The 24,170-nt window shown below is 42.8% G+C and carries 26 protein-coding genes and 1 tRNA gene; 11 read left to right on the top strand and 16 right to left on the bottom strand.

Annotated elements, in window-relative coordinates; genetic code table 11:
- From ACFVRY_RS13350 to ACFVRY_RS13320, 7 genes are all read right to left on the bottom strand, one after another.
- A complete protein-coding gene (locus ACFVRY_RS13350; protein WP_387500667.1) occupies positions 1 to 2,934 on the bottom strand; it encodes a type I restriction endonuclease subunit R in 2,934 nt (977 codons plus the stop codon).
- Positions 2,931 to 4,226, bottom strand: a complete 1,296-nt coding sequence (locus ACFVRY_RS13345; protein WP_387500666.1) for a restriction endonuclease subunit S — start codon at positions 4,224 to 4,226, stop codon at positions 2,931 to 2,933. The genes ACFVRY_RS13350 and ACFVRY_RS13345 overlap by 4 nt, the downstream gene beginning before the upstream one ends.
- Positions 4,216 to 5,712 (bottom strand): type I restriction-modification system subunit M, encoded by a 1,497-nt coding sequence (locus ACFVRY_RS13340; protein WP_387500665.1) that lies wholly within the window; start codon positions 5,710 to 5,712, stop codon positions 4,216 to 4,218. The genes ACFVRY_RS13345 and ACFVRY_RS13340 overlap by 11 nt, the downstream gene beginning before the upstream one ends.
- A 151-nt stretch (positions 5,713 to 5,863) precedes the next feature.
- On the bottom strand, positions 5,864 to 6,583 hold the full coding sequence (locus ACFVRY_RS13335) for a hypothetical protein (protein WP_387500664.1): 720 nt from the start codon (positions 6,581 to 6,583) through the stop codon (positions 5,864 to 5,866).
- A gap of 130 nt (positions 6,584 to 6,713) precedes the next feature.
- Positions 6,714 to 7,784 carry a hypothetical protein gene (locus ACFVRY_RS13330; RefSeq protein WP_387500663.1) on the bottom strand — a complete coding sequence of 357 codons (1,071 nt, stop codon included), beginning with the start codon at positions 7,782 to 7,784 and terminating at the stop codon, positions 6,714 to 6,716.
- Between the two features lie 228 nt (positions 7,785 to 8,012).
- Positions 8,013 to 8,432: a hypothetical protein gene (locus ACFVRY_RS13325; RefSeq protein ID WP_387500661.1), complete on the bottom strand. Its 420-nt coding sequence runs from the start codon at positions 8,430 to 8,432 to the stop codon at positions 8,013 to 8,015.
- A gap of 193 nt (positions 8,433 to 8,625) precedes the next feature.
- Positions 8,626 to 9,243 carry a J domain-containing protein gene (locus ACFVRY_RS13320; RefSeq protein WP_387500972.1) on the bottom strand — a complete coding sequence of 206 codons (618 nt, stop codon included), beginning with the start codon at positions 9,241 to 9,243 and terminating at the stop codon, positions 8,626 to 8,628.
- A gap of 227 nt (positions 9,244 to 9,470) precedes the next feature.
- On the opposite strand from ACFVRY_RS13320, the gene ACFVRY_RS13315 reads away from it, so the two are divergent.
- From ACFVRY_RS13315 to ACFVRY_RS13285, 7 genes are all read left to right on the top strand, one after another.
- Positions 9,471 to 9,812 (top strand): helix-turn-helix domain-containing protein, encoded by a 342-nt coding sequence (locus tag ACFVRY_RS13315; protein WP_387500660.1) that lies wholly within the window; start codon positions 9,471 to 9,473, stop codon positions 9,810 to 9,812.
- Between the two features lie 488 nt (positions 9,813 to 10,300).
- On the top strand, positions 10,301 to 10,846 hold the full coding sequence (locus ACFVRY_RS13310) for a hypothetical protein (RefSeq protein WP_387500659.1): 546 nt from the start codon (positions 10,301 to 10,303) through the stop codon (positions 10,844 to 10,846).
- A gap of 96 nt (positions 10,847 to 10,942) precedes the next feature.
- The gene (locus ACFVRY_RS13305; RefSeq protein WP_387500658.1) at positions 10,943 to 11,164 is read left to right on the top strand and encodes a hypothetical protein; all 222 of its coding nucleotides are present in this window, start codon (positions 10,943 to 10,945) and stop codon (positions 11,162 to 11,164) included.
- A 92-nt stretch (positions 11,165 to 11,256) separates the two neighbouring features.
- The gene (locus tag ACFVRY_RS13300; RefSeq protein ID WP_387500657.1) at positions 11,257 to 11,685 is read left to right on the top strand and encodes a BRO family protein; all 429 of its coding nucleotides are present in this window, start codon (positions 11,257 to 11,259) and stop codon (positions 11,683 to 11,685) included.
- 69 nt (positions 11,686 to 11,754) lie between these two features.
- Positions 11,755 to 12,357 (top strand): RadC family protein, encoded by a 603-nt coding sequence (gene radC, locus ACFVRY_RS13295; protein WP_387500656.1) that lies wholly within the window; start codon positions 11,755 to 11,757, stop codon positions 12,355 to 12,357.
- 295 nt (positions 12,358 to 12,652) lie between these two features.
- Positions 12,653 to 13,606: a hypothetical protein gene (locus ACFVRY_RS13290; protein WP_387500654.1), complete on the top strand. Its 954-nt coding sequence runs from the start codon at positions 12,653 to 12,655 to the stop codon at positions 13,604 to 13,606.
- 35 nt (positions 13,607 to 13,641) lie between these two features.
- The gene (locus tag ACFVRY_RS13285; protein ID WP_387500653.1) at positions 13,642 to 14,181 is read left to right on the top strand and encodes a hypothetical protein; all 540 of its coding nucleotides are present in this window, start codon (positions 13,642 to 13,644) and stop codon (positions 14,179 to 14,181) included.
- On the opposite strand, the gene ACFVRY_RS13280 is transcribed toward ACFVRY_RS13285, so the two are convergent.
- Together ACFVRY_RS13280 and ACFVRY_RS13275 are read right to left on the bottom strand one after the other, a co-directional pair.
- Positions 14,156 to 15,112, bottom strand: coding sequence for a hypothetical protein (locus tag ACFVRY_RS13280; RefSeq protein ID WP_387500652.1), 957 nt, complete (start codon positions 15,110 to 15,112; stop codon positions 14,156 to 14,158). The genes ACFVRY_RS13285 and ACFVRY_RS13280 overlap by 26 nt on opposite strands.
- A 67-nt stretch (positions 15,113 to 15,179) precedes the next feature.
- Entirely contained in the window at positions 15,180 to 16,229 is a 1,050-nt protein-coding gene (locus ACFVRY_RS13275) for a hypothetical protein (protein WP_387500650.1), read from the bottom strand.
- A gap of 236 nt (positions 16,230 to 16,465) precedes the next feature.
- Here ACFVRY_RS13275 and ACFVRY_RS13270 point away from each other — a divergent pair, with 236 nt between their 5' ends.
- Both ACFVRY_RS13270 and ACFVRY_RS13265 read left to right on the top strand, forming a co-directional pair.
- On the top strand, positions 16,466 to 17,044 hold the full coding sequence (locus tag ACFVRY_RS13270; protein ID WP_387500649.1) for a helix-turn-helix domain-containing protein: 579 nt from the start codon (positions 16,466 to 16,468) through the stop codon (positions 17,042 to 17,044).
- On the top strand, positions 17,037 to 17,681 hold the full coding sequence (locus ACFVRY_RS13265; protein WP_387500647.1) for a hypothetical protein: 645 nt from the start codon (positions 17,037 to 17,039) through the stop codon (positions 17,679 to 17,681). Before ACFVRY_RS13270 ends, ACFVRY_RS13265 begins: the two co-directional genes overlap by 8 nt.
- A gap of 41 nt (positions 17,682 to 17,722) precedes the next feature.
- On the opposite strand, the gene ACFVRY_RS13260 is transcribed toward ACFVRY_RS13265, so the two are convergent.
- The 4 genes from ACFVRY_RS13260 to ACFVRY_RS13245 form a co-directional block, all read right to left on the bottom strand.
- Complete coding sequence (locus tag ACFVRY_RS13260) at positions 17,723 to 18,664, bottom strand: tyrosine-type recombinase/integrase (RefSeq protein WP_387500646.1); 942 nt, start codon at positions 18,662 to 18,664, stop codon at positions 17,723 to 17,725.
- Positions 18,665 to 18,837: 173 nt separating this feature from the next.
- A tRNA-Leu gene (locus ACFVRY_RS13255) sits at positions 18,838 to 18,923 on the bottom strand.
- Positions 18,924 to 19,105: 182 nt separating this feature from the next.
- Complete coding sequence (locus tag ACFVRY_RS13250) at positions 19,106 to 19,501, bottom strand: WGxxGxxG family protein (protein ID WP_387500645.1); 396 nt, start codon at positions 19,499 to 19,501, stop codon at positions 19,106 to 19,108.
- A 75-nt stretch (positions 19,502 to 19,576) separates the two neighbouring features.
- On the bottom strand, positions 19,577 to 20,260 hold the full coding sequence (locus tag ACFVRY_RS13245; protein ID WP_387500644.1) for a M15 family metallopeptidase: 684 nt from the start codon (positions 20,258 to 20,260) through the stop codon (positions 19,577 to 19,579).
- A 282-nt stretch (positions 20,261 to 20,542) separates the two neighbouring features.
- Here ACFVRY_RS13245 and ACFVRY_RS13240 point away from each other — a divergent pair, with 282 nt between their 5' ends.
- Entirely contained in the window at positions 20,543 to 20,701 is a 159-nt protein-coding gene (locus ACFVRY_RS13240) for a hypothetical protein (protein ID WP_387500643.1), read from the top strand.
- A gap of 11 nt (positions 20,702 to 20,712) precedes the next feature.
- Here ACFVRY_RS13240 and ACFVRY_RS13235 read toward each other — a convergent pair whose 3' ends face one another.
- Together ACFVRY_RS13235 and ACFVRY_RS13230 are read right to left on the bottom strand one after the other, a co-directional pair.
- Positions 20,713 to 21,048 (bottom strand): YolD-like family protein, encoded by a 336-nt coding sequence (locus tag ACFVRY_RS13235; protein ID WP_387500642.1) that lies wholly within the window; start codon positions 21,046 to 21,048, stop codon positions 20,713 to 20,715.
- A gap of 179 nt (positions 21,049 to 21,227) precedes the next feature.
- Positions 21,228 to 21,839 (bottom strand): hypothetical protein, encoded by a 612-nt coding sequence (locus tag ACFVRY_RS13230; protein WP_387500641.1) that lies wholly within the window; start codon positions 21,837 to 21,839, stop codon positions 21,228 to 21,230.
- A 178-nt stretch (positions 21,840 to 22,017) separates the two neighbouring features.
- Here ACFVRY_RS13230 and ACFVRY_RS13225 point away from each other — a divergent pair, with 178 nt between their 5' ends.
- Positions 22,018 to 22,506 carry a PH domain-containing protein gene (locus tag ACFVRY_RS13225; RefSeq protein WP_387500640.1) on the top strand — a complete coding sequence of 163 codons (489 nt, stop codon included), beginning with the start codon at positions 22,018 to 22,020 and terminating at the stop codon, positions 22,504 to 22,506.
- Positions 22,507 to 22,602: 96 nt separating this feature from the next.
- Here ACFVRY_RS13225 and ACFVRY_RS13220 read toward each other — a convergent pair whose 3' ends face one another.
- The gene (locus ACFVRY_RS13220; RefSeq protein WP_387500639.1) at positions 22,603 to 24,087 is read right to left on the bottom strand and encodes a glycosyl hydrolase; all 1,485 of its coding nucleotides are present in this window, start codon (positions 24,085 to 24,087) and stop codon (positions 22,603 to 22,605) included.
- Positions 24,088 to 24,170: the final 83 nt, after the last annotated feature.

The following is a 24,170-nucleotide window of genomic DNA, read 5'->3' as shown; positions in this document are numbered from 1 at the left end:
CTATTTTTTATAATGAATTCCTGCCAGATCGACAAGCTGAATGGTCAATGACTCCAGCTTGTCCTCTGGACACTTAAATACCCTCAGTTGACGCTTGGTCTGCTGACGCATTTCCCGCTTTACATCATTCTTTTGCGTCCATTCAATTACAGACAGCTCTTGAATCTTTTCCGTGATAACTTCGGTTAAGGCTTTAAGCGCCTCTTTATTGTCCTCTTCAGGAAGCTGCTTTTCCAGCATTAAAAAGAATGGATATTGCTCTCGGGTAAGCCCAAGATGCTCCCCCTGCTTGGCTGCATCCCGCATCTCGCCCATAATCTCCTGCATCTTCTCCATCATTTCAAAAATATCCATCTGCTTCAGCTTCCGCGCTTCGATCAGCTCTTCCAGCTTCTTCTTCAGTGAAGTATACAGTACAGGGTTCTCATCCAGCTTCACCCGAATTTCATGACGGATGGCATGCTCCATCTCGGAAGCTTTGGCTTCACCTTGGAACTGGCTCAAATGTTGCTCGAACTTACTAGACAAGATATCAATGGGATCATGCAAAATTTCCACTTTTGAAGCCCGCAGATGATCAGCGATTAGCAGTCTGACCTTTTCTCCGAGGTCACTGATATCCATATTTTCTACCTTATATCGGGACTTGACAGCTTGTCTTACTTTACCGAGAAAGGCCAGGTCGCTCACATAAGGTTGTGCCATCGGATTCGGCAAAATCATGTCCATACTCTTAGCAAATAGCTTGAAGGCATGTTCAAATTCGCTACGTACATCTTCTGGTTCCAGGATTTGAATGCAGCTCTCCAGATCGTCTTTACGGATATAGTCAAAATATCTCATGGTCGCACGATGACGGCTCTGTAATCTAGGAAGTTCGCTGCCGATTGGCATAAGTGCTCCTTGAATATCATCCTTGGCGAAAATATCAAGCGCCTTTTCCAGAAAGCTTGATACGCCAAAGTAATCCACGATGAGGCCATAAGTTTTACCGTCGTATATGCGGTTGGTACGAGCAATCGCTTGCAACAAATTGTGCTCCTTAAGAGGCTTATCCAAATACATGACCTGCTCAACTGGTGCGTCAAAACCTGTCAGCAACTTGTCGCATACGATCATGAAGGATAGCTTGTCTTCATCCATTGGCTTTTTAAAACGTTCTATCAGCAGCTTTTCTTCATATTTGGAGATTGCATACTCCTTCTTACGGTCGTCATCATCGTTGCTGGATGAATATATGACCGCTGAATCCAGATCACTGAGTTCATCCATCTTCTGCTTATAGGTCACTGCAGCATCTCTGGAAATGGCGACTATCTGAGCTTTAAGTCCATTAGGTTGAATGTGTTCTTCATAATGTTTAATAATGTCCAATACAATCTGCTCAATCCGTTTCGGGCTAGCGATAATAGCTTCTTCGTCAGCATACTTCTTCTTAATTCGCTCTCTGGTCTCTCCGTCGTATTCACGGAATTTGCGGTCAAACAACTGATCCAGTGTTTCCCCTTCCACATGCAGATGCGATAGGCGTGCTTCATAAAAGATAGGAACCGTTGCCCCGTCATCCACCGCCTGCTCAATCGTGTATTTGTCGATATAGGAGCCAAATGTGCGGGTTGTACTTTTATCTTCTTTGTCGATTGGCGTACCTGTAAAACCAAGGTAGCAGGCATTCGGTAGAGCGGTGCGCATGTTCATGGCAAGACCTTTATACTGCGAGCGATGAGATTCATCAACCATAACAATTATGTTTGAAGCGGTAGAAAGTACAGGAAATTTCTCCTGATCTTTGTCCGTTTGAAACTTCTGAACAAGTGTCATAATGGTTGAGCCTGGTCCCTGCTGAAGCAATCTTTTCAGGTCGCGCACACCTTCGGCCTGCTGAGGATTAGCAAACCCGCAGCGTCGGAATGTGTTCGTTATCTGATTATCTAAATCTTTACGATCCGTAACGATGATAATAGTCGGGTTACTTAATACTTCGATTCGCCTCAGCTTGACCGCCAGGTATAACATGGTGAGTGACTTCCCACTGCCCTGAGTATGCCATACAACGCCACCACGATCTCTTGGATCGTATGCCGTCAGGATGCGGTTTGCTGCCTTATGAACGGCGCGGAATTGCTGATAGCGGGCCAGCTTTTTGATAACGCGGCCGCCTTCTGGCTCAAAGACAATAAAGTTCTGTATGAGATCCAGCAGGTTCGCTTTAGACAGCATGCCTGCGACTAGAATATCCTGAGGCGTGGGATTGATTCCAACTTCAGGACTGGTTAATGGGTACGGATCTTTCCATTCTCCAAAGTGCTGCACTTGTGCCCCGATTGTTCCCACTTTAGCACGGTCATTACTTGTAGCGATTAGGATTTGATTATAATGAAACAGATGCTCATAACACTTTTGGTAACGAAGCATTTGCTTGACGGCCTTACCAATTTGTTCATTGATGGAGACCATCGGGCTTTTACATTCGATAACCACAAGCGGTAGTCCATTGACGAACAAAATCAGGTCGGGACGGATCGGTTTTTCCCCACCAGTGATTGTAAATTGATCAACAACCAGGAATTCATTGTTGGATGGGTTATCAAAGTCGATCAATTTGACAGTCTGACCCTTTTTACCTTTGCCGAGGTCCTGTTGGATGGAAATGTAGTTCACCAGCATATCATGGATTTTTTCATTGGCTTCCATCAAGCTGGCTGCTTCCACATGCTTAATAGAACGAACAATTTTGCTCAAGTTGTTATCCGAAAGCCAGGAATTCAGATTTCTAATCGCTTTGGTCAGTCGCTGGGCCAACACTACTTCGCGGCCTGTTTCCCGTTCAGAATCCAGGGAAGGGCCATGCAAATGCGCATAGCCCATATCCTGAAGCTGTTGAATTAATCTGTTTTCGACCAGTTGTTTTTCGTTCCAATTGGTTGTGCTCATGCCAGTACCTCTTCGAGTTGGTCGATGTTGACACGGATTTTGCCGCTTAACAAATTCGCCATTAGTCCTGTCTTAATTTTTTCAAGCTTTTTGATCTTACTATTTTCAGCTGTTATACGATTATCTAAGGACTGTAGAATATCTGATATTTTTTTTTGCTCATCTAAGGGTGGGAGACCAATGTTTAAGGTAAGAAAGGCTTGCTTTGAAATATTCTTCATACTTCCACTAGTCCCTGTAGCAATTCCACCGATCTTGTCTCTCATATATGTCCAAGTTAATAAAAAACTTAACCATAGGGGCCATGTTCTATCATAAATCATTGTCGCCTGCCAAAGACGATCTGGGAGAAATAAGTTAGGATAATCATTATCAACATATGAACTTGATCCAACTAATAATGGTGTGTTCATTCGACTAATAATAATGTGATCTTTTTTAGGATTAACCGTGGCTCTATTGTATTCTTCGGGTAGAATAGCTTTATGTTCATTTGGGTTGAAAACTCTGTTTGAAACAGAACTTGTTTTTAAAACACCTGGTTCCGAATTAATTGTAGTTCTGTTTTCGGAGTTAACACTTACACCAGCCTTAAGATCACTAATAACTTCTCCTAATGAAAGAACTTCCCACGTAGAAGGAATCACCCCAAGCTCTGTCTCCTTAAATTCCGTATGTCCAATTCCCTTTGTCAGCAATTGCTGCATTAAGCCTTTCTTTACCGTTTCCGTTTGCTTGATAATCGCTTCTGTTTTTTCAATGGCGTTTTCAACGGAAGAGAGAATTTCAACTATTTTTTTTTGCTCTTCTATTGGGGGATAATGGATTGGAAACTTCGCCAAAACTTTAAATGGTATCGACATCCTTCTATTTATACTCCCCTGCCCTAAAGATGCATATCGTTTGATATATGGTTTGGATTTTAAGAGCGTAAATAGAAATTCGCTATCAATAATTTTTGTATCCACTTCAAAAACAGTATACATAGGACTAATAATTCCTTGCTCGCAATTCCGTAGTATTCCTAATGATCCTTCATCTAAATGAATAGTTGCATATGCAAATTGTCCACGTTCAATAATTTTATAGTTCATAGTATTTTCACTATGCACTTTACGTGAAAAAAACTCTTCTGCTAAAACGATACCTTTATGTTTTGTTACTGATAGGGCTGGGATATCTTTATTTTTTTTGTTCCTTACACTTTTTTCAACTGCAACTTCTCCAACTCTTTTTATTTCCCAATGTAAAGGAATAAGACCAATCTCTGTCTTTTTATATTCACACACCATAGCCCAACTCCTTTAAAAACCCATACATCTTAGCTTCAACTTCACAGCGATCCTGCTCTAGTTGCCGTAGGGCCGCAAGCGCTACTTCTACGTCGACCCCTTCCTCTTCTTCAGCAGAATCAATATAACGGGCGATATTCAAATTGTAGTCATTCTCTTTAATCTCATCAAGACCAACCACCCGTGAATATTTTTCAATATTCTTCCAAGCATCACAGGTAGAAACGATCTTATCGATATCTTGATCACGAAGCACATTCTGATTCTTGCCTTCCTGGTAATCCTGTGCCCCGTTAATAATAAGTACGTTACCCTTCTTGTGCTCTTCCTTATTCCTATTTAGAATCACGATACAAGCAGGAATTCCCGTTCCGTAAAAGAGGTTGGATGGTAGACCGATTACCGCCTCGATAAGTCCCTCTTCACCATGCAGACCTTCAAGCAACCCTTTACGAATCTGACCTTCGTTTCCACTACGGAACAGAATCCCGTGTGGCATAACTATGCCAGCTTTTCCGTTATGGTTAAGCGTAGCAGCCATATGCTGAACAAACGCTAAATCTCCTTTATCTTTCGGGGGAATACCAAAACGAAAACGCCCGTAGGAATCTCCTTCCGCTTCCTCACGTCCCCAGTTACTTAAAGAGAATGGCGGATTAGCAATAACACGGTCATAAAGGATAAGTTCACTGTCTTCCGTCAACTTAGGATCACGGATCGTGTCACCCTTTTCGATACGATGATCGCTTAATCCATGAAGAAGCAGATTCATTTTACAAATAGCCCAAGTGTTGAGATTTCGTTCTTGACCGTGCAGAGTTAAGTTACGTGGATTGCCATCTTTAGACTTAATATAGTCCACGGATTGTATGAGCATACCGCCAGATCCTACGGTCGGGTCACAAATACGCATGCCTTCTTCAGGTTTAATCAGTCTGACGATTAGTTCAACCACTTTACTTGGCGTATAGAACTCTCCGCCCTTTTTCCCTGCATCGTCTGCAAATTTCTTGATTAAATATTCATAAGCCCGTCCTAACATATCTGGCTCGGAAAGATTGTCGTTACGCAAGTTAATTGTGCCAAAATGTTGGATCAGTCTCAAAATCAACGTGTCGGGCAACTTTTCTTTATCGTTAAAATCGATGCTGGCAAGAACACCTTGCAGTTTCGTATTTTCTTCTTCCAGACTTTCAAAAGCAACATTTATAGCTTCGCCTACATTGCTTGTCACGGTGGTCAAATAAGACCAACGAGCACGCTCAGGTACGAAGAACTGGTGCTCGTCACGGTCTGTCCATCCATAGGTTTCGCCTTCTTCACGCTCGATTTTTTCAGCCACTTCCACAAATACATCGTTCAGCCGCTTCAGAAATAACATGCCGAAGATATAGTTTTTGTAATCAGATGAATCAATACTTCCGCGCAAGATATTGGCGGACTCCCACAGATGGGATTCAAGTTGCTGTTGTGTAAGATTACTCATGCTAGCCTCCATGTATTTCATCTTTCCTGTTGAGATAATAGGTCTTATTATCTATTCTGCAAAAGCAGATGTTTAAATAATACTATATATCTTCATAGTAATTAAAGTTTCCTCTTAACAAAGATAATTGCTGGCCGTCTAATAGACCTTATTATCCCTCTATCTTCCAACCTCCGAGAAGCTTTGGCGATGCCAATCTCTTACCAAACTCATCTATAAAGTAGACATAAACCTTATCTTCACCTGTTACAACATATAAGGAGTTCACTATCGCTTGCGAAATTAAAGTTCCATACGACTCAACAAATCGCTCTTTCTGAAAATCTCGAGAGTAATACCAGGAATCTGAGACCGTAACGTTGATCTGACTCCAGCTATTATCACGCGGTTTGATTTTTAGAATTACCCCGTCAGCCTGCTTATAGATTTCTTTGAATTTTTCTGCCATTTTCTCAGCATTTTGTTTTATCCGATCAAAGGTATAAACGATTTGATTATTGTTATCCACCACTTTATAGACAAAGTAATTTGGACGCCCCTCGTTATAGGTTAGGTTCGCTACAGCGCTCGAGATGGATTGAGCTTTTTCTTTGGAAACTTCTTTCTTTGCTTTGTTAAGAATAATCTTTATTGTTCTATCCTTATTCGATATTAAATAATAGTTAATCAAAGGATACCATGTCGTTTCTTTGAAATTGTATTCCATTTCATTCTTCAAAGTATCTGCAGTAAAAGGCGAAACTTTTTTCTCACTTGTATTTCCTGGGGATGTCTCTTTTATGTCTGGCGAATTAATAACATTAGTTCCAAAGAATATACCCAGAAGTACCACTACTATTACCCCCCCTAAAGATATTCCTTTAGTCTTCATATTTACACCTCCCCGAAACATAGATTCCCACAGATACGATAATGAATGACGTATTTCTCCTTATTTGATTTTATTCCCTTCTTTTGGAATAAAAAAGCACCACTTGGGTGCTTAGGCTGATTATTTATTCTTAATTCACGCTAAATCCTTCTACCTTCCAACCATATTTCGTCTTTAACAATGTTGCTTTATACGTTGTGCTGTAAACTTCCCCTTCAAAATCCTCCTGTATCGTCTGTGTCACCGTTGCACTTTGCTTATCAGCAGTCAACTTAAAGGTCGCCTTCTTTTTAGAATTAAATTCAGGGACCAGCGAACTGTAATTGTCACTGATCAGATAATTCGGAACAACCAAACCAGTGCTAGTATAAGCAAGACCCTTAGATTGCAATCTATACAGATAGTTATAAGTAAATAACGACTCCATCTTCTTCTTAAAACTGCTCAGATCCATCGGCGTTTTAATAGAAAGCTGTGTGGTGCGCGCCTTGTTCAAGAGAGTCAGTGCTTCTTGGCTCGTAATTGTCTCTACTTTTTTCCGCTGATCTTCTCTAATGCCGTCCTGACCGTATACAAGTTTGGTATATTTCTTCTTGGAACTATCCCACTTATAAACGAACTTATCATATATCCCGTCAGCCTTATTAAGGACCTGCGTTTCTGGAGCCAAATAATATTGATATCCGTAAATCTCATCACTTCCGTCTTTATCAGAGTCCTTTATTATAGCCTCGTCTCGATTGTTGGCTTCTGTAACCAATAGCGATTGCAAAACACCATTTTTGAGAATAGCTACTTCCACAGATACACCGCCACTACCGCCACCTCGAATAATCGCGAGAGAATTTTTGTAAGTGCTGTTCTTAATACGCGCTATTCCAATTACACCGTCATCCTCTACATTTTTGGTAACAATCTTTTTTCCGTTTTTAGAGTAAACCCCTATGTACCCAATAAAGTTGCCCATATCATTGCTGCTTTTTGCTGTAACAATAAATTCTCCATCACCATCATTGTTCAAATCATACACGATCGGAGAAGACACTGATTTTACGTTGATGCCAAACTCCTTGGCGAAGTTAGACTGAACAGAGTAAATAGTTTGCTGTTGTACAGAAGAAGCGAAGACCAATGAGGATGAAGGTATTGCTGTGAATAGCAAGCTTGCGGCAATAACTGCTGATCCGATTTTTTTCTTCATATTATAAAGCTCCCTTTTTATCATTTGTGAGTATCAATACATATAATAGGTATGTTTACATCTGATAACACATGTCCGCAGTTGTAACAAAGAAATCCCCTTGACTATCAAGACATTACAGGGATGAACGGATTGGGGGAAATAAACAGAATTATAGCTGTCGCACTGGGGGAGTAGCTGCTTCTTCCAGCTTGTATTGAACAGTTCTTAGTGGAGTCATCTTTATTGCTAGCGCGATACAAGCACATACGGTCCTTGTAGTTTGCCAGCTCCGATTCCAATACTGTATGTACGCTCTACCACTCGCATAATCTCCCGCATCGTATTACTTTCACAATTTGTATTTCTGGAGAAGATGAACCTTTCAGCCGCCTGTTTTATTTGTTGTTTTCGAGCAGCAATAGCGTCCAACTCCTGCCGAGAAAGCTTACTCCCATCTGCCACAAACATTCCAACATCATAGCCTACCGCAAAAATTTGAGCACAGAAAGTATCCAGAAAACAATTCAGCACTTGGCTCTGCCCAAAACAGAAATCAAAATCCTCAGGACTAAGTACGCTTTTCAAGTCTTGCGTAACAGTATAGCGGGCATCGCTCCAGTGATGGTCTAATGCAATCTGACTGTTCTGATTGATTTGTTTCTGCACCTTTCGTCTTTCATCCCCCCTTTCCAAAAAAAGAACATACAACGATCACTTCAATAATTAACAAAATGATAGACACGCATTACCCCCTCCTTTATCGAAAAATCCTATAGGAACTTAAAAAACAGAAAATTTCCAACCACAAACTATGTATTATTTATATTCGAGTAAAGAGAAAAAGAGCCCACCCCCTGTTTTAAAGATTAGATAGTATAGAAAAAATAACGATAAGTACAACTACGTCAGCAACTAAAGTACAAAGAAGGAAAGGTCCAAGACCTATAAATGAGTCATCTTTCCTTAATCCCCTTGATAAAAGGAGAGCAAAAGCTGCTCCTGGAATGGTTCCTATACCTGTAAAAGTGATAATAATACATATTGTAAACAGAATACCTATAAGTCCATATTTCACATAATCAAACACATTTTTTGTCGGCATATCTCTTTCACCGATCAGCAAAGTTCTTCCCGTTTCGTAGCTATAATTGAAAATTACGATTATTAAATCTTCCAAAGTCATGTAAGCATATCTTCCTGCTTGTTCTTTTGCTTTTCGTTCAGTTTCTCTATAATCGTTTCTTGCCGTATCATCATAATCACTTTGTTTTCTTGTATGATCAGATTCTTCCTTACGAATGCAGTCATAGTTACGGCGAGATTCTGGATTTCGGAGTATTTCATAAGCTTCAGCTATTTCTATAAAAATCTCATGTGCATTCGGCAGCTTGCAAACATCAGGATGATACGTTTTTGCTTTGGTTCGGAAAGCTTTTTTCAGCTCATCAGCAGTGGCCGAGCATGAAACTCCCAAAATAGAATAGTAATCTGGAACTCCGTTTATCGTACTTATCTATACCTTCTCCTTTGAAATAGATTAATAAGCGTATCATTACACACTAGTTGTTCCATTATATGTATCTTACGCTTAAATCTCATTATATTACATATACTATTCGTGTGGTATATTTAATTAAAAATAATCATTATGTTGCTTAGAAGATGAATCGCTCTTCGACTATCGTAACCTTTAGAGGTGATTCGATGAGTGATTTAAAGGTTAAAATTGGCGAACGTCTGAGAAGCTTTCGAACAGATAAAGGGTTAACTCAGGAAGAACTGGCTGATCGCGCAGATGTTCATTTCACATATGTGGGTAAACTTGAACGTGGTGAGGTTAATTTTACGATTGAAAGCATCGAAAATATAATGAATGCATTGGAACTTCCACTTGAAAATATTTTCCGTTTTATTCAGCCCTTGTCTGAACAGGAGAATGACCAAACATTAAGCTCCATAGTAAATCTAGTACATAATCGGAATCTAGAAGATCAGAAGAAAGCTTTGGAGCTACTAAAATTCGTACTTAACTGGAAAGATGAATAGCAAGTCAACTTCGTTTTAAATAGCAATATGTTTGGAGGAAGCTGATGTCCCCTTTAAGGAAGACAACTATATGGCTTTCACTCGCAAGCATCTTCGTTTGCGTAGTCAACTACACTGGTAATGATGCTAAAACATCCTGTTAATCGGTCTAAATCCTTGTTAAATTCAGTTGTATACGAACAACCCTTTCGCAGTTGGATCGTTGGAGCAAATGATGCATTTCTTCCTACTGCTTATCTCTTGCACTTCGCCTCTTCCTTCTTAACAGGAGTCATTGTAGATACTCTGAGGTATATATTCAGGAGAAGAAAATGAAAAGCTTAACATAATAAGCTACTTAAGCCAGTGCTTATCCGTAAATGGATGGGTGCTGGCTTTTTTGGTTTTTTTAAAACATTGTGAGAGGAGGTGAGAAGTATGAGCTTACTGAATGATAGCTGAACAAATCAATAAATCATTTATAAACCAACTTAAAGGGAGGTACTAAAATGTCTGACCCTACCGTACTGTTCAGAAAATTTCATCCCCAAACTTTTTTACTCGCCCGTGGAGCGACCATCTCCTACGAATTTATACTGTATCGGAAGTTCATAGACTACTATGTTCATCCCTTTTACAGTAAATACGGCATTCTTCATGGCTTTACCAAGCTTGAAACCTATGGCCTTTTAGTTAATGAAGTAGTCACGTATTCAAACCGTAAAGATGTTACTGAATTTGATAAAGGACCTCTCTCCAGTCAGCATTATGAGGCTAGTACGTTATTAAACAGATTGTGCCGCATGAATGAGCCTGACATGCAAAAGATTGATCAATATATTCACGCCGAGTCACTAGAATGGTGCAAAAATCAATGGAACAGTCCATTCGGTAAAGCAGCAGAGAAACTAATGTCTCAAAAAGCGAGAAAGAATATTGGATTACCTTCTATTAAAATGCAACCATTCAATTTGTCTTTTTCTAGACGGAAGCGAGCAATAGAAGCCTCCACAGCATTAGCGAAGCACCCCTTTCCAGAATACAAACATGATTAAGGATCATCTCCTCTAAAAACGAGGATGTGATCCTTTTTTGTATGACAGAGAGAATACAGGGCCAGTGAGAGCAGCCCATACAAGGAGGTGATTTCCATGACCAAAGAAAACAAAGGCTTATCTGATGAACTAACAGCAACAATGAAGCAACTCGTTATGAATGGGCACTTGAAGATGGCGGGAACTGTTTTGCATGTCTACTTCCTTCGCTGCTGGCAGCTTGAAGATGAACTTGCGGCTTATTATGTGGTTCGCTATTTTGGCAAGTATTATCCGAAGCAGTTGGAGAAATACAGGAAGCAAACCACTATTTCATAATCCAAATGAATGTCTTTAAAAGAGGTTCAAAAAAGAGAAACTTTAGTTATGAGCAATCTATCGTGGATGCACATTAGAGGAGGTTACTAGCGATGCAATTATCAGTTATACGTAATGAGAACTTTGGAGAAGTACAATGTGATTTTTATGGGGACAGTGGTAATGAAATCTGGATGACTAGAGACCAGATCGGTACAGCATTGGGGTACAGTAATCCAATGATTGCTATTGCAAAGATACATGCTCGTTATCAAGATCGATTAGATCGTTTTTCAGTATTAACCAAACTGGTAAGTACTGATGGAAAAACTTATGACACTACGGTTTACAATGCTAAAGGTGTATATGAGATTTGCCGATGGAGCAGACAAGCTAAGGCGAACGAGTTCATGGATTGGGTTTGGGGCATTGTTGAGGATTATCGTAATGGCGAACCTACAGTTCTCACTGCCGAAATTTCAAAATATAGAAAAGACCGCTTTGCAGAGCGGCCTGTGTTACAAATTCCAGTTCCATCATAAGCGAAACAATGCAACAAAACAAGGAGGGGCTGCGGCCTCTCCTATTATATTTTATCGGAGGAATAACCTATGACAAATAACAATTCATATATGGCCATAATCGCTAATACATTGCACGAGAAAAAGAGTAGCTACACAGTTGAGGAAATCATGAAGGTTTTCAGCACACCTGAGGAGCTATTGGGTGCTACAGAACAGGAATTGATGCAGATACGTGGAATTGGCAAAGTAAAAGCACAGCAGGTCATAGCTGCCTTGGAACTGGCCAAGCTGCTAAATAGCCCAAAGCAACCTCCTGCTTTTATACGCTCTCCTCAGGATGCCTATGAACATCTGTACAGTGAACTGTCATACTTGTCCAAGGAGCATTTCATCTGTCTTTTTCTCAATACCAAGAACCGTATTATTGCCAAGGAGACCGTCTCTGTAGGCAATCTAAACTCGGCTATTGTGTCACCTAGAGAAGTCTTCAGGGCAGCTATCAAGCGCGCCAGTGCCTCTCTTATTTGCGCTCACAACCACCCCAGCGGAGATGCTACGCCTTCGGCTGAGGATATTCAGCTCACCAAGCGCTTGACTGAAGCAGGTGAGATCATAGGTATCAGCGTTCTAGATCATCTCATTATTGGTGATCAGCAGTACGTGTCGTTGAAGGAACGAGGATTGATGTAGTTCGCTAGTTTGTTGCTCTAAATACTTCAAACTATTTATTGACTATCCCAGTCCTAATGGTTAGATTAACTATGAAGTCGGGGGGCATCATTCACCTTAATGATGAGACTTCAACACACCCATATTCGAGAGTGTACTTAGACACAGATTATACTTGTGCTTTGTATACTCTCTTTTTTTTGCGCAATACTCTACTGAACAACAATAAACGAAGGATGTTTACATTTACCCTCATTTTCTGGGTTGTTTAGCTCTATTCACACCTTTAAGATTAAGCCATAAGGAGTGATTGAGAATGTACATAGAGGAGTTAATATCCAAGGCAGCCACAGAAGGTATAGTTATATCAAAAAGGCAGATACAGAAATATAAAGAACTCGGCCTGATAACATCAAAATCCAAAGGACTTGGGCGTAAAGGTAGAGAAAAATCAAGGTATGATGAGAAAGCCCTCGATACTTTGAAGGAGATCATAGCTGCACCAAAAATAAAGCAAAAACATATGATCTACTATTTGCTTTGGATGGGTCATCCAGTGTCATGGGTTAAACTTCAACAATCGTCATTGGATCTCATCACACATGTGGAGTCCTTCTTCAAAAAGATTGTTAAAGAGACTGAGGATTCACATACCGCTACAATCGCTATTAATGAGATCGCTAGAACATCAATACCAAAACAAGGAAATGGTAGACCTTCTAAGAAAAAATCGGAAGAGATTTTAGCAAAAGAAACAGAGTTCGCACGGATGGCTCTACATCTAATCCATGAGATGACTAATGGACAACACATGTCTTTAGGAACTTTTGAAAACTTTTTCACATATCATGGTGCCACTCTTCCAGAGAACTTGAAAGGTAGCATCGCGAACACTTTACAAGATTTCAGTCTAAAAAATATGCGCTCTGAATTATATGAACTAAATGAAAGGGATTTTGGAACTTTGCCCGATGTCATATCCTGTTTAAAAGAATATTGGAACGAACTTAAAAGAAACATGGGCGATCCAGATCGAAACCTTGCCTTTCAGATGCTCCTTGGCCTGTTAAATCGATACTACCCTGGTGGATTTAAGACGATCAACATCCCTTTAATACAGTATCTGGTTTTAGTATACTCATTTCCGCTCTCAAACCGTTCTTTGCTGATTGAGCATCTTCGATCGGATGAAACCAAGCAAGTTGTTCAGAAGCTTTGCCAATTCTTATCCATGTACAAGAGCGAAGATACAGAACCTGTTACTGGATAGTTTAAGACAACTTCACGTATTAAGGAGAGATACGCTTGCCAGCACTAGATTTCAGAGAGATCCCTCGAGCAAATGGCTCTAACGGACAACAAGATACTTTTGAACTCTTAGCAAAAGAATTTTTCAGACTACTGAATATGAGGATCATCATAGGACCTGATCGTGGTCAGGACGGCGGTAGAGATCTTATAGTAGAAGAACAACGCCAAGGAGTTCTCGGGACAACCGTTTTTAAATGGCTTGTAAGCTGCAAGCATAAGGCGCACTCATGTAAATCTGTTCTGGATAGCGACGAACAAGATATCACGGACCGAGTATGTTCTCATGGCGCTAAAGGCTTCATTGGTTTTTATTCTACACTCCCAAGCTCTGGGCTAAGCAGCAAATTAGAGCGGTTAAAACAAAAACGACTCTTGGACTACAAAATTTTCGACTCCTCAGATATTGAAGCCGCTCTGCTTGATAATGCCAAAGGAGTGAAAATTGCTAAACGATATTTCCCTATTTCATATGCAAAATGGAAACATGATTCAAAGTTTCAGACTACTTTTATAAGGCAGCATACAATTGTCTGATAGGTTGATCTGGGCTCTCCCAGAGGCTCCTCACCTCCTCTATATGCTGCTTTCGTACGCTGGAAAGATAAACGTTCTGACTTTTTAAAGGAATGCTGAGAACATCAATAAATCGGTCTGTGAAGGCAATCACATCCATGGATTGGCATACGTCTTCAACTGAAATAGAAACCATACGGCAGTACCTTGGATTCCAGATACCAAGTCTTTGAATTGGTGTGCTGTAGTCTGCAGTTAAGCATGATAATACCCAATAACCTATAAGCTGACGAAGATGCCTGACAGCATATTTAAAACTTGATTCGGTCTTGAAGTCAAGAAGCATATTATCCAGAATTAGATCGCCGTCTGCCCCTCCCACCAAGCTCGTAATGGCCCTTCCAAATGAAGGACTACAGATAATCTCATGTTCTGCAATGAATAGTGAGCTGCGCTCCTGAGTGGCTGCAATAAGATGTTTAAGGTCCGTAATATCCTCTTCATTCACATATAAAGGACCGCGCTCATCCATATACCCAGAACGATAGTAGCTGTCCAGATGAGCTAAAACCATGCTGTCTTGCAGAAGAGTATGATCAATATCCCGTTGCCCAAGAATGTACTCATTTCTGTGTTGAACAACCTCGTCAAATCGGCTTCGAAGGTTATCATCCGTTCCAGACCATCTATTCAGTCCATTATATGCATCAAGATCATCTACAGCTTGCTCCTGATGTTTATTATTTACCCTTTGTATGAAAGCTCGTAGGAGATAATCATATCCTTGTCCTATTAGCCGAGCTGTTGACTCTTCTCGCGGGGCTATCGGCATAAGCTTTGCTGGAAAAGGCTCTTCACCTTCGGCAGAATAGAAGCACGCCTTCATGTTCGGAATAGTTGCAAAAAGGGCTTTAATGTCATTGTCATAAGTCAATAGGCTTGTCAGAGACATAATGTCACTCCTTTGGTTAGATGTTTTATAGTTGGGAGAACAACTAGTGTCCTCCCATTTCCATTTTCTATTCTTGCGTGATATCTCTATCTCTAGCTGTTCGGCGATTGCTTGGGCGTCTCCTATATTCCGTATTCGCTGTTGTCTGCGGCTCTGTACTTGATGTTAAAGTCGAGGGTGGTGAGGAGGCGAAAGGAAGGATCAGCGGCGGCAAATCCTCAATTCCAATAATTGGTGACACACCTACTGCTCGCAGTTGATCCATATAACGAATTTTTGTACGAGGGTTGATTTCGTCAATCGCATTTCTTCTGTAAGCATCTATAAAGCCCATTAGTCGGAAGACGGTACTTGTACCATAAAATTCTGCTAATTTCTTTTGAATTTCAGTAGCTGTAGATACACTAAGGTTAGCTATAGGCAGTGTATTAAAATATTTTTCCACAAGAGCACCTGTCACCTCGTCTGTACAGATTTCCCCGAATTTAAGGGAAGGCACTCTGTTGTCTCTGTTTAAATCCCCTGCTTTATGGCGAACTTCATATCTCATGATTCCAGCACTGCGCTCTACATCCTCCTGTGTATATCCACGCTCAGTAAGCAGCTTTTTTTGTTTGTTATAGCAATAATGCTCTTTTGAATCACATTTAAAATTTACAGACTCACCCAAAACAGATATTGTCGTATAACGTGCAATCTGAGTATTACTCAAAGCCGCGAGGTAACTACTGACTTTATCTCCAAGCTGAAAATCGTGGTAGGTATCCATCCGCCGCACATTCCATTCTGATATGGGATCTACTTCATGAATACCTATACTACCTAAGCAATCGGATATAGCAGAGAACACTTCATCACGCGAACTATCATCAAGAGGAATCAGAGAAGAGCCTGTAATCAACTTTGGCAACGAGGGAATGTTTATCCTTAGTCTCTGATTCTGTTCAGTGTAGAAGATCATAACTCTGCACGGATATCCCTGTAAGGTGTAACTATAGCAAACATATCGACTTCCGTTTTCTTTGTAATACGTGTGATGATCAGTTGCTCGAAGTAATCGCAATGTTTCTCGGCTAAGAGGTGCTCTCGTTTCTAGATTCAATGTATCTATCTTCATATCGTATATCCTCCCCAAGATTCTGTTCTTTTCTTCTTGATTTGTACAACAGTTGTCATACTTGTTGGAGTTGGTATTACAAAGTATCTTTTTATGTCTTCATTGTGTATTCCCCTTCCTTCCAGAAATATACTGCGAGAACAGATTATCATGCTAATTTCTAAAAAGCAATACTTACTATGCATAATAGGAAATTAATGATATACTAAGTTTATCCACTTGAGGAGGCGACAATAATGAACGAACTGATACCATACCTAACAACCAAAGAAGATCTTTCAAAACTCAGCAATCTGGATTTTGGTGGTATACACAAATTCATTCGGGAAAAGGCAAACGAGTTTAACCCTGGAAAGTTTACAGTAAACTCCCTTTCAGAAATGGTTGGAGTATCCCCTTCCACAATCTCCAAAGTCGAGACTGGTAAACAAAAGAAATTATCATCAGACATTTTGGATAAGATATCTAGAAAAATGTCCGTTCCAATTGAAGTTTTTAGCCCTGCCTACTACAAGACAGAAACTCCTAAACCGTTCACTATTTGCGGCATTACCTCGAACGTCCAAAACTTCGATGTCCTTGATCCTTCATACCGCATACAATTGAGTCTGAACGCCTATTCACCCTCTGGTGTGCTTTATAAAGAACTGGATGAAATCGTTCCGCTTTCCGTACTAGAATCTGAAGAATTTATATGGGAGGTTGAACAATTGATCCAGAAGATCAAAATCCGCCGCGAAACCTGGAGTAAGAAGCGTAGTTCCTTAGAGGAAATGAATGAGTGGAGCAAAGCAGGGGGTACAAAAAATGATTGATCTCACTTCTGGCATTAATCTGACACCAGAAAGTATTAAGCAAGCTGTTAGCGCATCTCCTCCGAGATTCATCAACAAGAGAGAGGACTCAGTAGAAAACGCTTCTGACTTTCCGAACATGATGTATGCTCTTTGGGGATTCATTTGCGCAAATAGAAGGTATCCAACGCAAACAGAATATATGCAGTATTTCTTGCGAATCCATCCTGAGGTGTTGTTCTTCTTGGATGAGCTTGCTGTAAAAGCTCGATTGCTGAGAACCTTTCCTTCCATAACACGAGAAATACATTTCTATGCTCTGGTCAAGGAGTCTGGATTCTTCCAATATGTATACTACTCAGCGCTTTCAGATGTAGAAGAAGGTACAGATATCTCAGTGGAATGTGGAGGACATAATTACGGAATTTCTTGTTATGTGCATACAGAAAGATCTCTGGAGTACAGAAGAAGGAAAAGATGCCGTCCACGTTCTCCACAGGTTAACTCCATTGAACTACCACTAGATTTAAGCTCAGGTACTACAGTCAACGGCTGGAGCTTTTATAACGAAAACCACGTTGGCGTTTTGTTGAACCACATAATCGAATATGCTTCAAAGAATTTTAATCAAGGATACCTAGATGTAATGGGGATCTAAATAAAGAATCAAGGGATACCAGTTTGGTACCCCCTGCCATTTTATCGAACCTTCCCCACTCGCTTCTTCTGCTGCACTAAACGATTCAGCGGGGATGCCGTATTATGCTGTTCCTTCATATCATTGTCCGAGAGCCGCACGTATCGCTTCGTCATAGTCATATCTACATGACCCAGCATACGCTGTAAGCCGAATGCATTGCCTCCACCTCTCAGGAACACCACAGAGAACGCATGACGCAGCGCATAAGGCCAGATATGAATGCCCAGCTTCTTGCCATACATTTCTACTCGATCACCCCAGGTGTGTCTAGTCAGAGGCTTACCTTCATTAGTACAGAAGATTGGAGCCTTGCCCTTCCACTCTTCAGGATGCATGGAGATCAGTTCCGAGATAGCATCCACTGTAATCGGAGACAGCGGCAGTGTGCGGGAAACTCGTGTCTTGGCTTTCGTAGCATCTATACGGATCTCATAGGCGCGGGGATGAAAGTCATCCAACATTAGCCCAAAGGCTTCCTTTGGCCGTATGCCGCAATCCAGAAACATCAGGAATAGGGCGTAATCCCTCAACCCAGCAAAGGTTTCCCGATTGGGCAAAGTGATTAATCGGGCCAGCATCTCTTCGTCAATGGCAACAGATCTGCCTTCGTCCTTGCGTTTCTTGAAACCATCCAGAGGGTTATCTTCCAGAACACCATGCTCACAGCACCATTTAAAGAAGGTCCGCAGGTACACTAGACGATTATTATAGGTTGCTGGCTTAATACCTTCCTGACTCAAATGCTCACAGACAGCGTTCTCTAGTTCATCGTAGGAGTTTCCAGCTTCTGGATACCGTTTATACAGAAGCTGTATATGCGTGGTGTAATCCAGCAGTGTCTGCTCGCTGATACCGTTTGCCTTCTTCCAGGTGATGAACCGATCCATCGCCTCTTCCATTGTTGCGGGGGTTTTCTTGATTTTGTTTACGCGTGACGCCATAAAAAAATCCTCCTTTGCCTCTACCTGTTTTTTGAAGAACAGATAGCTCAAAAGAGGACCTCTAGCAGCGAATCCTGTGCGGCTGTAGCAGCCCATTTGAAACACACAGGATTCACTATTTTTCTGGTTTACGGAAATTAATCCAAAGGGCCAAAACCCTTTTAAATCAAGGATGCCGAGGACGGGGGTCGAACCCGTACGGTAGTCACCTACCGCAGGATTTTAAGTCCTGTGCGTCTGCCAATTCCGCCACCCCGGCAGGGATGATATGTGCGTTTCCTGTTCGAACTTATGTATAACGCGACAAGAGATATAATATCACGTATTTGACGATGACGCAATCCTTATTTTAATATTTTTTTCATTTTTACGAGTTGGTAAGCAGAGACCCGCACGACTTGGCCGGGCGGATCTCGTCTTGACCTTAACCTAAGCCACAATTCAGTTGCGCTCTCCAGTACGATTTCTCATGCCAGCCAGACCGAGTAGTCCGATGAGTCCCAACCAGCCCCAGCTCGACCCGGTTCCGGTACTGGTCGTGCTGGTGGCCCGATAGGTACCATTCTGGTTCGTCGTGGACAACGGAGCTACTCTGTGGTTATCTTCAGTCCGAACGTTGTTGTCCAGGATGTTACTGTTGCTTCTGTTCGTCCCTGTCGTACCATTGATCATGCTACCATTAGGATGCATTCGGTTCGCGTCATTTCTAATGGTGCCTGTATTACGCGTGGTATCACCCACCCCGTCGACTCCAGCAGCCCCGGCTGTATAGCCAGTGCCAAGCAGCGTCATAGACAGTGCAGCCGTACAGATAAGGCTTGTTATCAGCTTATTCAAGATATGTTGCCCCCTTGTAATTTGGTTGCTGATAATTTCCCCTTATCCCTTATTTTCTATGCAACCCCGAACTGCTTATCCTGTAACAATATTCACGGTCTTGCTTGCGGCGTCATACGTAACCTTTGCACCCAACGCTTCCGCCAGCGCCCGCACGGGCACATAGGTGACGCCGGTATCGAGAACGCCGTCTGTGAGCTTGTTACCGTTCAGGACGATGCTTACTTTCACGTCTTGGTTCACATTGTCACCCCCATTGATCACGTTAAGTGCAGCCTTGATCTGTTCTGCCGACGGGCGGAGGCCTGCCCGCAATTGATCAATTGAAAGTCCATATGCAATTTGCAGATGGGAATAATCTTTGAAGGAAGTCCAGTCTCCACCCCATTCAAAGCCTAGCTGTTTCGCCTCCTGCACCACTTCCTGCCAGTCTGCGATTTTATTGCCGTTTCCATCACGCTTCATATCCCATGAGATGCCCTTGCCATCTGGCAGCAATAGTGCAAAATCAACCGCCAATCCATAATTATGATAACTGAATCCCCCGCGCGCATTGGTCACGATATTCCCCGGCTTACTTCTGCCCTGTGCATAGAGAGCATTCTGCTCGGCAAGAGTCCGCAGTCCCTGAGTAATGATAATCGGCACTCCCTTGGCGAAGCTGCGCTCAATCAGCGCATTCGCTCCGGCCAGTACGGCTGGGTTCAGCCCGGTCAGAGAAGCGATAGATTTGCTTTTCACCACGTTCAAAGTCAGCATATATTCACCCCCCTGGTATAGTAAATGTCCGAATTTTCTCTTCTGCTTGTACAAATACCCCTATGCCTAGATGTTTGCAGTTCAATGCTTCTGCACGTCTCTTGCCCACGAAAAAAAGCCCCCGGACAACCATCCGGGGCCTGCTCTAAGAAATCCACGATCTCACTTAGTGGTGTCTAGAAATCCATATCACATCTTTTCCTCGCCTCACCATCTGGATGTTTCCCATCCATAAGGACAACCTAAATAGGCATCTTATACAACAGTGAAAGGAGATTCGTCATGGACATCCATACCGACAGCTACACAATCGCCGCATTAAGCGAACGGGATGAAGCGATTGAGATTATCCGGGACGCGGAAGCTGCCCTTGCCGAACTGACAGGCAACCCCACCGTAACCTTGATCGCTTATGAAAAAAATACAGAAGCACACACCTAGGCAGTAGCTTATTAAACGATATAGGCCTCCACAATCTGGTCTACATGAATCCACTTCCATTCCTCCGCCCACTGCAGCTTAATCTCACGCGAGTGGGTGTGAATGGAGGTCACAAAGCCGCTCACCGCCTCATTCTCGAACGGATCGAACAGAATCACTGTGACGCGCACATGACTTCGCAGGGACAGCGCCAGGGTGCTCTCAATCTCCTCCTGCTTCTGCTCATCCAGCACCGGCTGGATGCGGCGCAGCGTCTCCCGTTCATCGCTGATAATCCGGCTCTTGTGCTCCGGCAGCATCATCCGACTGCTCTCCCATAATCCGTTGCCTTCCAGCTTCTTACCCATTGCCTGGCCTCCTTGTGTTCAATTAATAATCCCACACGACACGAACGTATGTTTGTATTATATCCACAGTCAGGTCCTTTAATCAATATGAAAAAAATGACAGTCTGCGCGCAAAAAAGCGCCCACAGCTGTGCTGTGCAGCGCCTTTTATTATCCCCTCACATAGGGGCCGGGTTGTCTTATGGTTTAACACTTTCCGAATCTGTTCCTGTTACCACCTTGGAATCGTTGGTTGCCTTCGTACTCGTCGTATTCGCATTCGTATCCTCTTCCGGCTCCAGCAATCCGGTTGCCACTCTGGCTTCGTTGAGCTTAGAGATGCCGTACAGCATCGCGAGATCAGCATTTTGATTAAGCTCGTTGAACTCGTCGGCGGACACATCAGTAGAATCGGCACCTTTGGATGCTTTTTCCTTTAAAGAATAGGCACTTTGAAAAGCAATCTGGGCCTCATCCAACAGCTTCTTGACTTTCTCCGGCAGACGGTCGGAGATTTCAACCTTCTTCGCCTGAGATGAAATATCAGTAGCCGTATCCTTGAACTGGGCAATGGCTTTCTCCATTTCTTTGGATGTAGCTGTCCCAGCCGAGTAAGCGGCGATCGTCTCGTTAAATTGCTCTCGGGACGATTTCCCTAATTGTTCAATTTTGGACATTTCATTGTAGTAAGTTTGTACAGATTCCTGTACTTCTTCCTCCGACAGCGGCGCGGTTGAAGCAGAATCATTATAGCTGCAGGCTGAGAGCATTAGAACTAGCCCAATCAACCCTATTAGCCAAGCTCGTTTCATCGTTTACATTCCCCCCACATAACAGAATAATGTCGGTTATTGTAAAGTGCAAATGAAATTAATGTAAATCGGGGGAAAATTCAAAAAAAACGTCACATCTATGTGTGCAACCAATGACCGGATAAGGCAGTATAATAATAAATAAAACAAATGTTAATTGGGAGAGGAGGCTCATTCGATGCCTTATTGTACAGCCTGTGGAATAGAATATAAGCAAGCGGCTAAATTTTGCGGAGAATGTGGGACCGCGCTGAACGGGGGAGCTTCACCAACAGCCGGGCGCACGCTGCGAGACCTGACGCCTGCTCAGGAAATCAAGCTATGGGAAGGAAAGCCTGCGGGCATATCCGACCGACTGAAGGGTCTTGTGGGCCTTAATACGACTACTTATACGATTACAAGCCAGAGAATTATAGTAAAGACAGGCCTGATCGGTAAAAATGTCGAAGAGATTGAACTGCTCCGAATTCGTGACCTGGGAGTATCTCAATCCATTCTGGACCGCATGCTTGGGATCGGGACACTGACGATCTTTTCCGATGACGCTTCGTCGCCCGAGCTGTGGTTCCGCAAGATCCATGGTGCCCATACTGTCAAGGATGCGCTGCGCAAAGCAGTACGTGATGAGAAGACAGTCAATAACATCAGCTATCGTGAACAGATTTAACCCTATACGCCTTTGTTGCAGATCAAAAAGCCCCGGATCATTTTCGGGGCTTTTACCTCGTTCACTTCTATATATAGAATCTCACATCGTCCTACTTTAAGGGAGAAAGAACGCCACCGCCGGGATGACCTCCTTGCCCTGACTGGAACTCTCCCACATCAGCACGGCCCGCGCATCACCCTGATTCTCATAGAACTCCACTTTGATGTCATGCAGCTTGCCAGCAATCAGATTAACACTACCTTTTCGTTCCTGCCCACTCTGCTTGATCCAGCTATCAATAACCAATTGACCATCAATCCAGATTCGGATGCCATCGTCAGATGAAGAGTACACCGTGTAACCCTCACTATAAGTAGCACTGAGCCTTCCGTTCCAGCGTACAGAGAAGAAGTCCACGCCGATTGCCGGGTCCGGCGAACCTTGTCTCCAGGCGAAGTTAATATTGGCATCCGTCCGTACCAAAGCTGGCATTCCGCTAAGAACCATGTTGTTATAATACTCTCCTCGCAAACCACTGACAGGGACTGCCGGGCTACCCTCAGGCTTGGAAGCTTGGACTGCAAGCGCCTTCGTATATTCACTCCTGTTCAAAGTGAAGCTGGCATTCATAAAATCCTGGATAGCCGCCTCCGTGTTGTTCTCATAGAGAAGCTTCCCCCAGGTCATCAAGTAAGACCACCTGCGCTGTGACTTAGCAAGTAGTGCAGGTGAGGGAAGCTTGCCATTCTCCCCAATAGCAATCAGCTTACCCCGTCCAAGATCCCACAACCGATTATGAAACTCATCCTTAAATTCACCGTTATAGATATCGAGTGCCAGAATATCCACCCTCGCCCCACCGGGGTAATAGGCTTCCTGTGCTTCAACTCCATCACCGTCTGCATTGGGGCTCCATACCCACAATATATTGTTCAACTTATGAGTCTTCGTGAAATGATCGAACATCAAATTCCAAAGTGTGATGAACTTGCTCTTGCGCCCCCACCAGAACCAACCGCCGTTCATCTCATGATATGGCCTCCATAGTACAGGAACACCAGCATCCGCTAACTTGTGCAAAGACAAAGCAACATCATCAAGATCGGCAAGCAGTGCAGCATTCTGGGGAGTGCCGGGCGTTACGAATTTATCGAATTCTGCATTGCTCAGATTCATAGATACATTAGACCAGGCCGGGGCTGTTCCAGGCAGATGAGCGTGATAGGTCAAGGCTACAATCCCCCCGGATTGGTACCAGCGGATTGCACTGGCGACTACCCCGTCTCTTTGACTGCGGACCAGTTCTGGCTTCTGGTTGTTGATGGCCCCCAGTTCGTATCCATGGAGTCCGGCATACTGCCCTCCCGTCGTCTTCAGCTTGTTGCTGAACTCATCGGGACTTTCGAGATAATCATGCTGTCCGTTAATAACCCCCGTGCCTTGCAAAGCATATAACGTCCTCAGAAGATTTCGGGCAGGACGCGTCAAATTCGGATTGGCTGGGGTCATGACCCAATTCCTGAACGCCGTCTGCCACTGCACATCGTTTACCAGCCGTGATGCAGAATCTAACAGCTGCCAAAGCACCCCTTGTTCCATTAGCCCTCACCACCCTTGTACTTTTGGTACATAGTATGAAAAGGCCCTGAACAAGGACGCGGCTAATCTACAGGATAGAGAGC

The sequence above is a fragment of the Paenibacillus sp. NPDC057934 genome, assembly GCF_042887565.1.
GTDB lineage: Bacteria > Bacillota > Bacilli > Paenibacillales > Paenibacillaceae > Paenibacillus_AQ.
This window is presented reverse-complemented; position numbering and strand designations above follow the sequence as displayed.

Bases quoted from the DNA above. Each gene is read 5' to 3' on its own strand.
- ACFVRY_RS13310 (WP_387500659.1), top strand. From the start codon at position 10,301: ATGTCTGACCCTACCGTACTGTTCAGAAAATTTCATCCCCAAACTTTT.
- ACFVRY_RS13350 (WP_387500667.1), bottom strand. From the start codon at position 2,934: ATGAGCACAACCAATTGGAACGAAAAACAACTGGTCGAAAACAGATTA.
- ACFVRY_RS13290 (WP_387500654.1), top strand. From the start codon at position 12,653: ATGTACATAGAGGAGTTAATATCCAAGGCAGCCACAGAAGGTATAGTT.
- ACFVRY_RS13280 (WP_387500652.1), bottom strand. From the start codon at position 15,112: ATGTCTCTGACAAGCCTATTGACTTATGACAATGACATTAAAGCCCTT.
- ACFVRY_RS13240 (WP_387500643.1), top strand. From the start codon at position 20,543: ATGGACATCCATACCGACAGCTACACAATCGCCGCATTAAGCGAACGG.
- ACFVRY_RS13340 (WP_387500665.1), bottom strand. From the start codon at position 5,712: ATGAGTAATCTTACACAACAGCAACTTGAATCCCATCTGTGGGAGTCC.
- ACFVRY_RS13260 (WP_387500646.1), bottom strand. From the start codon at position 18,664: ATGGCGTCACGCGTAAACAAAATCAAGAAAACCCCCGCAACAATGGAA.
- ACFVRY_RS13330 (WP_387500663.1), bottom strand. From the start codon at position 7,784: ATGAAGAAAAAAATCGGATCAGCAGTTATTGCCGCAAGCTTGCTATTC.
- ACFVRY_RS13315 (WP_387500660.1), top strand. From the start codon at position 9,471: ATGAGTGATTTAAAGGTTAAAATTGGCGAACGTCTGAGAAGCTTTCGA.
- ACFVRY_RS13300 (WP_387500657.1), top strand. From the start codon at position 11,257: ATGCAATTATCAGTTATACGTAATGAGAACTTTGGAGAAGTACAATGT.
- ACFVRY_RS13225 (WP_387500640.1), top strand. From the start codon at position 22,018: ATGCCTTATTGTACAGCCTGTGGAATAGAATATAAGCAAGCGGCTAAA.
- ACFVRY_RS13245 (WP_387500644.1), bottom strand. From the start codon at position 20,260: ATGCTGACTTTGAACGTGGTGAAAAGCAAATCTATCGCTTCTCTGACC.
- ACFVRY_RS13305 (WP_387500658.1), top strand. From the start codon at position 10,943: ATGACCAAAGAAAACAAAGGCTTATCTGATGAACTAACAGCAACAATG.
- ACFVRY_RS13265 (WP_387500647.1), top strand. From the start codon at position 17,037: ATGATTGATCTCACTTCTGGCATTAATCTGACACCAGAAAGTATTAAG.
- ACFVRY_RS13345 (WP_387500666.1), bottom strand. From the start codon at position 4,226: ATGGTGTGTGAATATAAAAAGACAGAGATTGGTCTTATTCCTTTACAT.
- ACFVRY_RS13235 (WP_387500642.1), bottom strand. From the start codon at position 21,048: ATGGGTAAGAAGCTGGAAGGCAACGGATTATGGGAGAGCAGTCGGATG.
- ACFVRY_RS13270 (WP_387500649.1), top strand. From the start codon at position 16,466: ATGAACGAACTGATACCATACCTAACAACCAAAGAAGATCTTTCAAAA.
- radC (WP_387500656.1), top strand. From the start codon at position 11,755: ATGACAAATAACAATTCATATATGGCCATAATCGCTAATACATTGCAC.
- ACFVRY_RS13230 (WP_387500641.1), bottom strand. From the start codon at position 21,839: ATGAAACGAGCTTGGCTAATAGGGTTGATTGGGCTAGTTCTAATGCTC.
- ACFVRY_RS13220 (WP_387500639.1), bottom strand. From the start codon at position 24,087: ATGGAACAAGGGGTGCTTTGGCAGCTGTTAGATTCTGCATCACGGCTG.
- ACFVRY_RS13275 (WP_387500650.1), bottom strand. From the start codon at position 16,229: ATGAAGATAGATACATTGAATCTAGAAACGAGAGCACCTCTTAGCCGA.
- ACFVRY_RS13335 (WP_387500664.1), bottom strand. From the start codon at position 6,583: ATGAAGACTAAAGGAATATCTTTAGGGGGGGTAATAGTAGTGGTACTT.